Origin of the sequence: Roseibaca sp. Y0-43 (genome assembly GCF_020667835.1) — a bacterium.
Taxonomy (GTDB): domain Bacteria; phylum Pseudomonadota; class Alphaproteobacteria; order Rhodobacterales; family Rhodobacteraceae; genus Roseinatronobacter.
Map to the genome: position 1 here is coordinate 110572 of NZ_JAFMPR010000008.1, position 13010 is coordinate 123581.

14 protein-coding genes are annotated in these 13010 nt (G+C 64.1%); 3 read left to right on the forward strand and 11 right to left on the reverse strand.

Going from position 1 to position 13010, the window contains the following annotated elements:
* Window positions 1–39 precede the first annotated feature (39 nt).
* The 6 genes from J1C52_RS11455 to J1C52_RS11480 form a co-directional block, all read right to left on the reverse strand.
* A complete protein-coding gene (locus tag J1C52_RS11455; protein ID WP_227428077.1) occupies window positions 40–375 on the reverse strand; it encodes a DUF1491 family protein in 336 nt (111 codons plus the stop codon).
* Window positions 372–1283, reverse strand: coding sequence for a GTPase Era (gene era, locus J1C52_RS11460; protein WP_227428078.1), 912 nt, complete (start codon window positions 1281–1283; stop codon window positions 372–374). Before era ends, J1C52_RS11455 begins: the two co-directional genes overlap by 4 nt.
* Complete coding sequence (locus J1C52_RS11465; RefSeq protein ID WP_227428079.1) at window positions 1280–2191, reverse strand: DMT family transporter; 912 nt, start codon at window positions 2189–2191, stop codon at window positions 1280–1282. The genes era and J1C52_RS11465 overlap by 4 nt, the downstream gene beginning before the upstream one ends.
* Window positions 2188–2874, reverse strand: a complete 687-nt coding sequence (rnc, locus tag J1C52_RS11470) for a ribonuclease III (RefSeq protein ID WP_227428080.1) — start codon at window positions 2872–2874, stop codon at window positions 2188–2190. Before rnc ends, J1C52_RS11465 begins: the two co-directional genes overlap by 4 nt.
* On the reverse strand, window positions 2871–3659 hold the full coding sequence (gene lepB / locus J1C52_RS11475) for a signal peptidase I (protein ID WP_227428081.1): 789 nt from the start codon (window positions 3657–3659) through the stop codon (window positions 2871–2873). Before lepB ends, rnc begins: the two co-directional genes overlap by 4 nt.
* A 97-nt stretch (window positions 3660–3756) precedes the next feature.
* A complete protein-coding gene (locus J1C52_RS11480; protein WP_227428119.1) occupies window positions 3757–4353 on the reverse strand; it encodes a LysE/ArgO family amino acid transporter in 597 nt (198 codons plus the stop codon).
* Between the two features lie 73 nt (window positions 4354–4426).
* Between J1C52_RS11480 and J1C52_RS11485 the strand changes: the two genes are divergently transcribed.
* Window positions 4427–5311 (forward strand): ArgP/LysG family DNA-binding transcriptional regulator, encoded by an 885-nt coding sequence (locus J1C52_RS11485; RefSeq protein WP_227428082.1) that lies wholly within the window; start codon window positions 4427–4429, stop codon window positions 5309–5311.
* On the opposite strand, the gene J1C52_RS11490 is transcribed toward J1C52_RS11485, so the two are convergent.
* Together J1C52_RS11490 and J1C52_RS11495 are read right to left on the reverse strand one after the other, a co-directional pair.
* Window positions 5308–6189, reverse strand: a complete 882-nt coding sequence (locus J1C52_RS11490) for a bile acid:sodium symporter family protein (protein WP_227428083.1) — start codon at window positions 6187–6189, stop codon at window positions 5308–5310. The genes J1C52_RS11485 and J1C52_RS11490 overlap by 4 nt on opposite strands.
* A gap of 4 nt (window positions 6190–6193) precedes the next feature.
* Complete coding sequence (locus J1C52_RS11495) at window positions 6194–7918, reverse strand: AMP-binding protein (protein WP_227428084.1); 1725 nt, start codon at window positions 7916–7918, stop codon at window positions 6194–6196.
* Between the two features lie 314 nt (window positions 7919–8232).
* Here J1C52_RS11495 and J1C52_RS11500 point away from each other — a divergent pair, with 314 nt between their 5' ends.
* Window positions 8233–8904 carry a cupin domain-containing protein gene (locus J1C52_RS11500; protein ID WP_227428085.1) on the forward strand — a complete coding sequence of 224 codons (672 nt, stop codon included), beginning with the start codon at window positions 8233–8235 and terminating at the stop codon, window positions 8902–8904.
* Window positions 8901–9902: a flavin monoamine oxidase family protein gene (locus J1C52_RS11505; RefSeq protein ID WP_227428086.1), complete on the forward strand. Its 1002-nt coding sequence runs from the start codon at window positions 8901–8903 to the stop codon at window positions 9900–9902. Before J1C52_RS11500 ends, J1C52_RS11505 begins: the two co-directional genes overlap by 4 nt.
* A 13-nt stretch (window positions 9903–9915) precedes the next feature.
* On the opposite strand, the gene J1C52_RS11510 is transcribed toward J1C52_RS11505, so the two are convergent.
* The 3 genes from J1C52_RS11510 to J1C52_RS11520 are packed head-to-tail and all read right to left on the reverse strand — an operon-like array spanning window position 9916 to window position 12970.
* Complete coding sequence (locus J1C52_RS11510) at window positions 9916–11154, reverse strand: APC family permease (protein ID WP_227428087.1); 1239 nt, start codon at window positions 11152–11154, stop codon at window positions 9916–9918.
* A 49-nt stretch (window positions 11155–11203) separates the two neighbouring features.
* Window positions 11204–12487, reverse strand: a complete 1284-nt coding sequence (locus tag J1C52_RS11515; RefSeq protein WP_227428088.1) for a TRAP transporter large permease — start codon at window positions 12485–12487, stop codon at window positions 11204–11206.
* A 6-nt stretch (window positions 12488–12493) separates the two neighbouring features.
* The gene (locus tag J1C52_RS11520; protein WP_227428089.1) at window positions 12494–12970 is read right to left on the reverse strand and encodes a TRAP transporter small permease; all 477 of its coding nucleotides are present in this window, start codon (window positions 12968–12970) and stop codon (window positions 12494–12496) included.
* Between the last annotated feature and the right edge of the window lie 40 nt (window positions 12971–13010).

Consider the following 13010-nt stretch of genomic DNA (forward strand, 5'->3'; position numbering starts at 1 on the left):
GCGCCCCGAAAGGCGCGGCGGTTTTCATTTGGACCAGCGTCAGGCCAAGCCCTCTTCGTCCAGCAGGTGACGGCCTTGGGGATCTTCCACCTCGACGACCCACAGATCGGGGTCCACCTGCCGCTCGCGGGTTATGGTGGCATCGACCTCTGCCTCTGGCCCCGCGCGCAGCACGTCCCAGACATGCGCATCGCGGGCGAAATCGAAGCGTTTCAGATAGGCGCGCGCGGTCCCGTCCATCGGTGCCAGTTTCACCAGCACCGCGCCAGAAGTGGCATCACCCTTGGCGGTCACATAGGCCGGGATCGCCTGTAGTTGCAGCCGTTTCAGATAGGCCGCAACCCAGATATGCGTGGCCAGACGCGCGCCGCTCATGCGTTGCCGTCGCGAAACTCCAGCCCCATTTCGGAATAGCGCTCGGCTTCTTCCATCCAGTTCTCGCGCACCTTCACTTGCAGGAAGAGATGCACGGGGCGGCCAAGGAATTCGGCGATCTCGGCGCGGGCGGCGGTCGAGATTGCCTTGATCGTCTCGCCCTTATGGCCCAGCACGATACCCTTGTGCCCGTGGCGCATGACATAGATCGTCTGGTCAATGCGGGCAGAGCCGTCCTTGCGCTCTTCCCAATTCTCGGTCTCTACCGTCAGCTGGTAGGGCAGTTCCTCATGCAGGCGCAGGGTCAGCTTTTCGCGCGTCATCTCTGCCGCGATCATGCGCATGGGCAGATCGGCGATCTGGTCCTCGGGGTAGAGCCACGGGCTTTCAGGCAATTGCCCGGCCAGCCAACGGCGCAGGTCATCCACGCCATGCCCGCGCTCTGCCGAAATGAGGAAAGTCTGCGCGAAAGGATAGGCGTCGTTCAGCTTGGCGGTCAGGGCCAGCAACGCCTCGGATTTCACCCGGTCGATCTTGTTGATCGCCAGCGCCACGGTCTGCTTGGGGCTGACGCGGTCGCGCAAGGTATCCAGGATGGTTTGCACCCCGTCGGTCAGGCCGCGATGCGCCTCTACCAGCAGGACGATGACATCGGCATCGGCAGCCCCGCCCCACGCGGCGGCGACCATCGCGCGGTCCAGACGGCGGCGCGGGCGGAACAGGCCGGGCGTGTCGACAAAGACAAGCTGCGCGTCCCCTTCCATCGCCACGCCGCGAATGCGGGCGCGGGTGGTCTGCACCTTGTGGGTGACAATGCTGACCTTGGCACCGACCATGCGGTTGGTCAGGGTCGATTTGCCGGCATTCGGCTCGCCTATCAGGGCAATGAAACCTGCGCGTGTCGTCATGTCCTGTCCTTGTGATGGCCCGTGCTTGCCTGCGCCTTAGCCGGTTTCGCCTTTTCCCGCCAGAGCGTAAACAGCCCCGCGCCGACGATCAATGCCGCCCCGACCCATGTAACCGCGTCGGGCCGCTCGCCAAAGACCAGCATCCCGATCAGCATGGCCGCGACAAGGCGGCTGTAGCGAAAGGGGGCCGTGGCCGACACGTCGCCCGTGCGCACCGCGCGCGTCAGCGCGTCATAGGCGATGACCCCGGCAATGGCCGTCAGCACCATCAGCCCCGCACCGGGCAAGCCCGGCAGGCGCGGCGCGCCCGGCTCGAACGCCATGATGACAAGACCCGCGACCGTCACGACCGCAAAGCCCAACAGCCCCAGTTGCGCGGGCTGGACCTGCGCAGGCGCCGCACGCGTGGCCAGATCGCGAAAGGCGAAGCCCAACATGCCGAGGACAGCGAAAATAACCGTCGGTTCAAACTGCGACGGCACCGGGCGCAGCACCAGCACCACGCCAAGCAGGCCCAACCCCATGGCCAGCCAACGGCGCGGGCCTGCGCGTTCGCCAAAGATCAGAACCGCCCCCAAGGTCACGACAATGGGGGCCGCTTGCAGCACGGTGCTGGTCACGGTCAGCGTGTTGAACGCAAGGCTAAGCGCGAAGAACAGCCGCCCCATGGTTTCGGCCAAAGTGCGCAGGATCAGCGGGCGGGTCAGATAGGCCGGGTGCCACAACGCGATGCCGCGTAGCTTGGCGATACTGGCATAAATTGCCAAGGCGACCACCCCGAACAGGAAGGTGCCCATCCCCGGCGTCAGCCAGCCGTTGCCGGTCGCGGTCTTGAAGAGCGCATCCTCGACGGCAAAGACCATCATGGCCAGAACCATCCATCCCGCACCGCGCAGGTTATCGCTCATGCGTCGGTATCAAGCTGGGCCAAAAGCGCGCTTGCGGCCTGCTGTTCGGCCTGCCGCTTGTTGCCGGCCGCAGCCGTCGCGGATTGGCCGGTTTCCAGCCGCACTTCAATGGTGAACACCGGCGCGTGGTCGGGGCCGGTGCGGCTGACCTCTGCATAGGCGGGCAAAGCCAACCCGCGCGCCTGCGCCCATTCCTGCAACAAGGTCTTGGCATCGCGCGAATCCGCCTCGACCCGGTCAATGCGCGCGCCCCAATGGCCGAGGATCACGTCGCGCGCCACGGCGAAACCGGCATCGAGGTAGACGGCGGCGATGACGGCTTCCATCGCATCACCCAGCACCGCCAGTTTGCGCCGCCCGCCCGACAGCATTTCCGAGCGCCCGAGCTTCAGCACCGCGCCCAGATCAATCTCGCGCGCGATTTCGGCGCAAGTCTCCTTGCGCACGAGCGCGTTGAAGCGCGGCGCAAGCTGGCCTTCGCGCGCGCCCTTGTCGGCGGCCAGAAGCGCTTCGGCCATCACAAGGCCCAGAACGCGGTCGCCCAGAAACTCCAGCCGTTGGTTATCGGGCCGCGTGAGCGTCGAGATGGAGGGATGCGTCAGCGCGCGCAGCAGCAATTCGGGCCGGTCGAACCTGTGGCCCAACCGGTCCATGAACGCTAACAGCTCGCGCGATGGTTTCACTGCAAACTCTCGAAGAAACGGTCGCCGCGCCATGTCCAGAACATGTAGAGCGAGCGGCCTTCTGCCGAGAAGACGACATGGCGCGCGCGGCCGATCAGGTGGTCGAAGGGCACGAAACCCACACCGCCCACGCTGCGCGGCATCCGGCTGTCGAGCGAGTTGTCGCGGTTGTCGCCCATGAAGAAGAACTCGCCCTCGGGCACGGTGAATACCGGCGTGTTATCCGCCGCACCCGTGCTGGTGATGTTCAGAACCGGGTAGCTGACGCCATTCGGCAGCGTTTCGATCATGCGCGATTTCAGGCAATCGCCGCCCTCGCCCACCGGCGCATTCTCGCAGCGCGGAAACTGCTGGGACGACCCTTGACGCGCGTATTCCTCGACGAAATTGCCGGCGGGTTCCTGCGGGACGGGTTCGCCATTCAGGATGATCTGGCCGTCGCGGACCTGCACCGTATCTCCCGGCAGCCCGATCAACCGCTTGATGTAATCGGCTCCCGTGCCCGGATGGCGGAAGACGACGATGTCGCCACGCTCTGGGTCGGATGCGAAAATCCGGCCAGAGAAAGGGCACATCGCGAAGGGGCAGGAAAGGCGCGAATAGCCATAGGCCATTTTATTCACGAACAGGAAATCGCCGATCAGCAGGTTTTCCTTCATCGACCCCGATGGAATCCAGAAGGGCTGGAAGAACAGCGTCCGGAACAGGCCCGCGATCAGAAGGGCATAGATGATCGTCTTGACGTTCTCCCAAAGCCCGTCCTTCTTGCCGTCGATGCTTGCCATGAATGCGCTGTCCGATGCTGACTGTGGTTTCGCGCTTCATGCGGGGGGGCGGGCGCGAAGTCAAGCGCAGGGCGCGGCTTCGCGTGAACGTGAGCGTCTAGCCCAGCGCCAGACGCAGCGCCAAGGCGCCCATGGTCAACGCGACGATACCATCCAGCACCCGCCAAGCGACAGGTTTGGCGAAAAAAGGTCGCAAGACGCGCGCGCCAAAGCCAAGCGCCGCGAAGAAGACAAGCGAGGCCAGCGCCGCGCCGACACCGAACAGAACCGGCTCGGGCTGTTTGACCGACACCGCGCCCAACAGCACCAGCGTGTCGATATAGACATGCGGATTCAACCATGTCAGCGCAAGGCAAACCATGACCGCACGGCCAAGGCTGCCTGCCTGCTCGCCCGGTTGCAGGCTTTCGCCGCCGCGCCACGCCGCGCGTGCGGCGCGCAAAGCATAGACCGCCAGAAACGCCGCCCCGCCCCAGCGCAGCGCGGGCACGACCCAAGGGGCGGCTTGCACCAGCGCCGTGAACCCTGCCACGCCCGCCGCGATCAGCACCGCGTCGGACAGCACGCACACCGCGACGATGGCTGCCACATGCTCGCCCCGCAAGCCTTGGCGCAGCACGAAGGCGTTTTGCGGGCCGATGGCAAGGATCAGCGACATGCCAAGGCCGAAGCCAGAAAGGAACGAGGGGATCATGCGCGCAGGATTGACCGCGCCCGTCAGAAAGCTCAAGTTAATTCAGCTAAAGTCAGATTAGGGATACTTATCCATGCTGAACCCCGAACATCTGCGCAGTTTCGCCATGGTGTGCGAAACCGGGTCTTTCGAATTGGCCGCCGCGCGCGTGGGGGTGACTCCCCCGGCGATCAGCCAGCGGATGCGGGCGCTGTCCGACGCGGTCGGCGGGGCGCTGTTCTCCCGCCTGTCGCCTGCCGTGCCGACAGCCTTGGGCCGCCGCCTGCTGCGCCATGCGCAGGACAGCGCCTTGCTGGAGGCGAGCCTGATGGCCGAGATCGGGTTGGCGCATGACCCCCGCCCCATCCGCATCGCGATAAACGCCGACAGCCTGGAGACATGGGCCATCCCGGCCTTGGCGGCGGTCGAAGGGTTCGTGTTCGACGTGGTGATCGAGGATCAGGACCACGCCAGCACACTTTTGCGGCGCGGCGAAGTGTCGATGGCCATTACCGCCAGCGGCGACCCTGTGCCGGGCTGCGATGTGCGGCCCTTGGGCGCGTTGCGCTACCGCGCGGTCGCCACACCGGGCTTCAAGGCCCGCTGGTTCAAGGATGGCCTGACACCCGACAGCTTGGCCCGCGCGCCGCTGATCCGCTTCAACGCGAAGGATGCCTTGCAATCCCGTTGGGCGCTGCATGTTACGGGGCAAGCGGTAGCCCTGCCCAGCGCGCATTGTATTGCGGCGACCGCACCCTTCCAGCAAGCGATTTGCGCGGGGCTTGGCTGGGGGCTGAACCCCGAACCACTGCTTGGCCCGGATTTGCAGGCGGGTAGGCTGGTCGAACTTGCGCCCGATGTGCCGCTGGATACCGCGCTGGATTTGCAGGTCGCGCGGCACCTTGCGCAAGCCGCGCGCCCTGTTGCCGACGCCTTGCGGGCGGCTGCGCGCCGGGTGTTGCGGCGCGTGCAGGCTTAAAGCAGGCTGTCGGGGATTTTCTGCTCTGCCGCCGTGTTGGCCCTGCGGAAGATCAGCGTCACCACGGTCGATGTCATGACGATGAAGAGCGAGTAGAGCGCCCCCACCGCGACGATGGATTGCTGCTGATCGGCCGGGAAGGTCAGCACGATGATGGCAATCGCCAAGGGCGCGTTCTGGATACCCGTTTCCAGCGCCACCGTGCGCGCATTGCGCGGGTGCAGCCGCAACAGCTTGGCAAAGGCATAGCCGATGGAGATACCGAACACCCCAAGCATGACGGCGGCGAAATAGGTCGCTGCATCGGTCGTCATCAGGAACTGCCAGTTCCGCGGCACCCAGGAGATGGCGATGAAGGCGATGAAGAACACCGCCAGCACTGACCCGAAGAACTCTGTCACCGCGCCCACATTGGCGCTGATCTTGCGCAGGCCCATCCCGATGGCGACGGGCACGAGCAAGATGACGAGCGTCGTGATGATGTTCTCGCGCGGGATCTCGATATCCAGCGCGGTGGCATAGACGACCAGCACGATGGGGATAAGGATGACGCCGAACACGGTCGAGGTGACGGTCATTAGCACCGACAGCGCCAGATTGCCCTTGGAGAAATAGGTGAAGATGTTGGACGTGGTGCCACCGGGCATACAGGCAACGATCAACAAGCCCAGCGCGATGGGTTCCGGCAGGCCAAGCCCCAGCGCCATCAGGAAGCCGATCAACGGCATGAAGCCGTATTGCGACACAACGCCAATACCCAGACCGTAAGGGCGGCGCAGCGCGAACCAGAAATCGCGCGGCGTCAGCGATGCGCCCATGCCCAGCATGATGACGAAGATCATCAGCGCCAGCAGCGTCTGCTCAAAAGCTCCGACCATATGCTCAGCCCCCCTGCCCGGTTTGCGCGGTCTCTTCGGCGCGCAGGTCTTTACGAAGGATCTTGCCGACATTCGATTTCGGCAGGCTGTCGCGGAACTCCACCAGCTTGGGCACCTTGTAGGCGGTCAGATGCGCCTTGCAATGGCTGCGGATGTCTGAGGCGCTGAGGCTTTTGTCCTTCAGCACGACAAAGGCTTTCACGGCCTCGCCCGTCTCAGCGCTCGGCACACCGATCACGGCGCATTCCAGAATGCCGGGGTGGGCGGCCAGGCAATCCTCGACCTCGTTTGGATAGACGTTGAAGCCCGACACCACGACCATGTCTTTCTTGCGGTCCACGATGTAGAAATAGCCGTCTTGGTCCATGACCCCGATATCGCCGGTCAGGAACCAGCCGTCTTGCAGCACCTTGGCGGTTTCCTCGGGGTTGCGCCAATAGCCGGCCATCACCTGCGGCCCCTTGGCGGCGATCTCTCCGCGCTCGCCGATGGCGACGGGTTGGCCCGCATCGTCCAGACAGGCCAGATGCGTGGAGGGCACCGGCACCCCGATGGACCCGTCGCGCGTCTTTCCCAAGGGGTTGAAGGCCAGCACCGGCGCGGTTTCGGTCAGGCCGAACCCTTGCAGCAGCGGCTTGCCCGTCACCTCTTCCCAGCGTTTGGCCACGGGCGTTTGCAGCGCCATGCCACCGGCAGAGGCCAGTTTCAGATATTTCGGCGGGTTGTCCAGAAACCACGCTTCGTTCGACAGACCGTTGAACAGCGTGTTCACCCCGCTCATCCAGGTGATCTTGTAATTCTCGAAGGCGCGTTTCAGGTTCGTCAGCGGGCGCGGGTTCGGGATCAGCACATTGCGCGCGCCCAGCCAGTAAAAGGCCAGCAGGTTCACGGTAAAGGCGAAGATGTGATACATCGGCAGCGCCGTCAGCGCCACCTCGCGCCCGCGCTCGAAGGCCGGGATCATTTCCAGCGACTGCTCCATGTTCACGATCAGATTGCCATGGGTCAGCATCGCGCCCTTGGCCACGCCGGTGGTGCCGCCGGTATATTGCAGACAGGCCAGATCCTCGGGGCCCACGTCTTGCGAGTAGCGCGCCACTTCCAGCCGGTCTTGGCCCATATGCGCACGCCCCGCGCGAATGGCATCGGGCAGGCGGATATGCGCGACCTCTATCGGCTTGACCGAGCGGTCCCAGTGCTTTTGCACCAGCCCGATAATCCCGCGCGGCAGCGACGGCAGGAATTCGGCCACGCGGGTGACGATGATATTCGGGATCGGATGGCCGCGCGTCGCCGCCGCGATCTTGTCGGCGAACATATCCGCGATAACAAGCGCATGGGGTTCGGCATCGGTGAACTGGCGGGCCATTTCCTCGGCGGTGTAAAGCGGGTTCACGTTGACCAGCACGCAACCCGCCTTGAACACGCCAAAGGCCGCTATGGGAAATGACAGCCCGTTGGGCACTTGCAGCGCGACGCGGTCGCCCGCGTTCAGCCCCGCCACCTCGCGCAGGTAGACGGCGAAAGCGTCCGACATCTCGTCGACCTGGGCAAAGCTGAGCGTGCCGTTCATCCCGTTGGGCATACAGGCCGTGAAGGCGGGCGCGGTGCCATAGGTGTCAGCGGCAGAGCGCACCAGCTCGCCCAAGTTGCGATAAGCGACCGCGTCGATATCCGGTCGCGTGCTTGCGCCATAAAACGCAAGCCAAGGCCTGTTACTGTCCAACATCAATTCCTCCCTGCCCGCGGCCGATGGCCGGGGCTAGAGAGCAGAATGATGGCTGGGCGACAAAGCCGTCAAGGCGTTTGTCGCGCACGGCCCCGGTGACGACGCAACGTCAGGGCAAACCCCGCTCGTGCGAGATCATCCATGGACGCTTGGTCGGAAAGCTTTTGGACCCGTCGGGGCGATAGAGCGTCTTGCTGTTCTTCTTCGCGCCACCGCACCGGCGGCGCAAAGCTTGCTGACAGGGTGCACCTGCCCTATCTGGTCCCGCAGTCCCGCATCACCGGGCGTTCGCAGATACCAAGAGCAGAGGTTACATGCACCTGAATGCAGATTTCAGCCAGCGCGCGCTTGTGCGCTATGACGAAAGCGACTGGGTGGCATCGCCCATGCCGGGGGTCCGGCGGCGGATGCTCGACCGCATCGGCGGCGAGGTGGCGCGCGCGACCAGTATCGTGCAGTTCGACCCCGGCAGCGCGTTCTCGGCGCATACCCATGACGGGGGCGAGGAATACCTTGTCCTCGACGGCACGTTTCAGGACGAGGATGGCGATTTCCCGACCGGGTTCTATGTGCGCAACCCGCCCACCTCGTCGCATACGCCAGCGGCCAGCGCGGGTGCGACGATCCTTGTGAAACTGCACCAGTTCGACCCAGACGACCGCACGCTGGTGCAGATCGACAGCCAAAAGGCGGATTGGGCGAAACGCGCGCAAGGGGTGGAACATCTGGCGCTGCACAGCGACCCGCGCGAAACCGTGGCGCTGGAGCATTGGGCACCGGGGGTGACGCGTAGCCTTGACGCCACGGGCGGGCTGGAAGTGTTCATGGTCGCGGGCGCGCTGTCGGACGGTACCGACACGCTGACCCGCTGGGATTGGTTGCGCCTGCCTGTCGGGTCCGAGTTTCACGCCACCGCCGGCCCGGAGGGCGCGCGGATCTGGATCAAATCGGGCCATCTGCGCGATGTGATCGGGCGGGCGGCGTGAACCACGACACCCATGTCTGCATCATCGGCGCGGGCCTGTCGGGCCTTGCGTTGGCCAACGGCTTGCGCGCCAAGGGCTGCGCCGTCACCCTGCTGGAAGCGCGCGACCGTCCCGGCGGGCGGGTCTTGTCGCAGGACGGCTTCGACCTTGGCCCGTCCTGGATCTGGCCGCATAACCGGCGAATGCTGGCGCTTCTGGACCAGCTGGGGCTGCGCAGCTTCGCGCAATACACGCAAGGCCGGCTGGTGTTCGAGGACGCCACCGGCGCGATCCGTCGCGACCTGGACTTCGCCACGATGGGCGGCGCGCTGCGTGTGGGGGGCGGGCTGGCGCAGGTGACAGGCGCGCTGGCAGACAAGCTTGGCGACGCGCTGCGGCTGTCCTGCCCTGTCCAACAGATTTCCGAAGACGCCCATGGCGTGACAGTCACGTTGCGCAACCAAAGCCTGCGGGCAAGTCAGGTCGTCCTTGCGCTGCCGCCGCGCCTTGCCGCCGGTCTGGGCCTGACTATGCCCGATATACCCACATGGATGGCCGGACAGGCAAAGCTGGTTGCGACCTACCCGACCCCGTTCTGGCGCGCGCAGGGCTTCAATGGCGATGCCATCTCGCATCTTGGCCCCTTGGCAGAGATCCATGACGCCTCCCCGGTCGATGGGCGCGAAGGCGCGCTGTTCGGTTTCGCCCGTCCCGGCGCGGCACGGGCAGAAGGGTTTCGCGATGCCGCGATCGCGCAACTTGCGCGCCTCTTCGGGCCAGAGGCCGCGCAGCCCACGCGGGTGATGCTGAAAGACTGGAGCACGGACAGCGCCACCGCAACGCCTGCCGACCTTGTCCCGCCTGCGGGACACCCGCATTACCGGCCCATCGCGCCCACCCGCCGCGTGATCTTTGCCGGGACAGAGGCCGCGCCACAGGATGGCGGCTTTCTGGAAGGCGCACTATGCGCGGCTGACGCGGCCCTAGGCGCGTTGGAACGTATCCTGCACCCGATTTGACAGGCCGCCCCGGCTACAGCCACGCCGTGGCAAAGAGCGCAAGGCTGGTCAGAACCCCCATCACGGGCACGACCAGCGGCACGGTGAAATGCCCGGCACCCCCCTCGCCCCGCCATTTCAGCCGGATCAGCGCCACGTTGACCACAAGGAACACCAGCAGCACGATCTGCGAGGTGCGTTCCGCGAGCGCGGCAATCGGCACCGCCAGCGCCAGCCCGAGGATCAGGCAGGCAACCAGCAGCGTGGCCACAACCGGCGTCTGCGTGCGCGTCGAAACACGCGCAAGGACCGGCGGCAGATGTCCCTGATCCGCCAAACCGAACAACACCCGCGACGCCATGATCATCTGGATCAGCACGCCATTCACGGTGGCCACGATAGCGATGATCGCGAACCCCTGACGAACCGGTTCTGGCGCGGTCTGGAACACCAATGACAACGGCGCGGCAGAAGCTGCAAGCTCATTCACCGGGACAGCCACCAGAACGGCGGCGGTGGTCACGATGTAAAGCAGGCTTGCAACCACAAGCGTCAGCACGATGGCGCGCGGGATGGTCCTGACCGGATCTTTGACCTCTTCGGCCACATTGGCCATATCCTCGAAGCCGATAAAGGCGAAGAAGGCCAGCAGGGACGCGGCCCCGATCCCCGACCAATGCGCCCCGGTCAGTGGCGGCACCATTTCGGACAGGCTGGCCCCCAAGGGAGGGGCCAAGCCAAAGCCCCATGCGGACAAGAACACCAGCCCGCCGATTTCGATGACCGTGATGATCGCGGCCACCGTGATCGACTGGGTGATGCCCCAGATGGCGATCAGCGCCATGATGCCGACAATCGCCACCGTCAGCACCGCCTGCGGCGCGGCGATCAGGCCTTGCAGGTAAGAGGCCGCGCCGATCACCACCGCCGCCGCCGACACCATGCCCGACACTGCCACCGCCAACCCGACCGCGACCGCCAAGCGACCAGAGCGGAAGCCGGCCTCGACATAAGCCGCCTCTCCTGCGCTGACGGGGTAGCGCGTGGCCAGTTCGGCATAGGAAAAAGCGGTGAAGGCCACGACGATGGCCGCAAGCAGGAAAGAGACCGGCGCGTACGCCCCGGCCTGCGCCGCCGTGGTGCCCACCAGCACATAGATGCCCGCGCCCACGGTCACGCCCAGCCCGTAAAGCGTCAACAGGCCTGTGCCCAGCGAGCGGCGCAGTTTTCCCGCGCCCCCCGAAGTATCCGATTGTAGCCGTGTCACGGGCATTGACGCGCGATCCTTGAACCGAGACCCACCCTCGACAGGCCGGAGCGGTCTAGAGAAGCGAGGGCAGGAACATAACAAGCCCTTCGGAATAGGTAAGCAACAGCAAAACCGCCAGAAGCGCGGCGAGCAGCGGAATGACCTCTCGGACGAAATCCAGCAAGCGCACTTTCAGGATAGAGCAGACGGTGAACATCATCGACCCGAATGGTGGCGTGATCCCTCCGATCATGATGTTGACGATCACGATTACCCCGAAATGCACCGGGTTGATGCCCAAATTCAGCACCGCCGGCAATAAAAGCGGGGTCAGGATAATCATCGCCGCGCCACCCTCGATGAACATGCCAACCGCCAGCAAAAGAAGGTTGATGAACAGCAGCAGCATGAATTTGCTGTCCGTCAGGTCGATCAGCGCAGAGGCAATGCTTTGCGGGATGCGTTCAAGCGTCATGTAATAGCCGAAGAGCAAGGCCCCGATGATGATGAACATCACGGTGCTCGTGCCTTGCACCGTCTCTCGCAGGATCGGGCCGACATGTTTCAGCTTCAGTTCCTTGTAGACGAAAAAGCCGATCAGCGCGCAGAGCAGAACCGCGACGGCCCCCGCTTCGGTCGGTGTGAACAGCCCGAAGCGCATACCAAGGATGACGCCGAAAGGGATCAGCAGCGCCGGAATGGCTTTCAGGAAATAGCTGAACCGTTCCGCAGCACTTGCCGGTTCCGAACGCGAGGGTTTGTAGTCGCGCCGCTTCGCGATGATCGCGATGGTTATCATCAGCGCCAGCGCCATCAGCAACGCGGGAACATACCCGGCTATGAACATGCTGTGCACCGACACATTGGCCAGAAGCGCAAAGATGATCAGGTTGATCCCCGGCGGGATCACCGGGCTGATACAGGACGAAGCGGCCGTCACCGCGGCGGTAAAGGGCAAATCATAGCCGCGCTTGGTCATTTCCGGGGCAAGGATCTTGGACTGCATCGCGGCATCGGCATTCGCAGAGCCAGAGATGCCGCCCATCATGGTGCTGAGGATGACATTGACCTGCGCCAAACCGCCGGTTTTGTGCCCGATCAGCGAATCCGCAAAGCCCAGCAAACTGCGGCTGATACCAGAAAAGTTCATCACCGAGCCGACCATGATGAAAAACGGAATCGCCAACAGAGGAAAGGCTTCGGCAGAAGTGATGAAGCGCTGCATCACCAGCGCGATGGGCAGCGTGGTGTTGATGAAGAGGAAATAGACCAGCGCCGAGGCGATCAATGAAAACGCAACCGGGATGTTCAACAGGAACATCACGAACAGCAGCACCATGGGAAGGTAGTCCAGCATCGCGCGTTACCCCTGTCCGCCCGCAGCGCCGCGCATCTGCGCGATGTCACGCAGGATGAAACGGATCGTATGCAGCGCCATCAGGCCGAAACACAGCACCAACACGATATTTACCCAGAAATAGGATACCCCCATCACCGGCGTCGTCTTGTTGGACAGCATGGTGTATTCGTAGCTCAGATAGGCCAGAAGCCCGTTCAGCCCCAGCAAGAACACCAGGATCGCCAGGTTGAACGGCCCGACGACCCGCTTGGGCAGAATGGACAAGATCGCATCGACACCCATATGCAGCCCGTGCTTGTAGCACGATGAAATCCCCAGATAGACCGCCCAGATGAAACACAGAACGGCAAGTTCCTGCCCCCATGGCATGACAAAGCCGAACCCGTAGCGCAGCACCACATTGATAATCACCAAAATGACTGTGACGCTGATAGCGATCGACGCAAGGATTTCTTCCAGATTCCTGATGATGGCGATCATCACTGTCTCATGTCTTGTCTAAAGCGGCACGCAGCCCGGC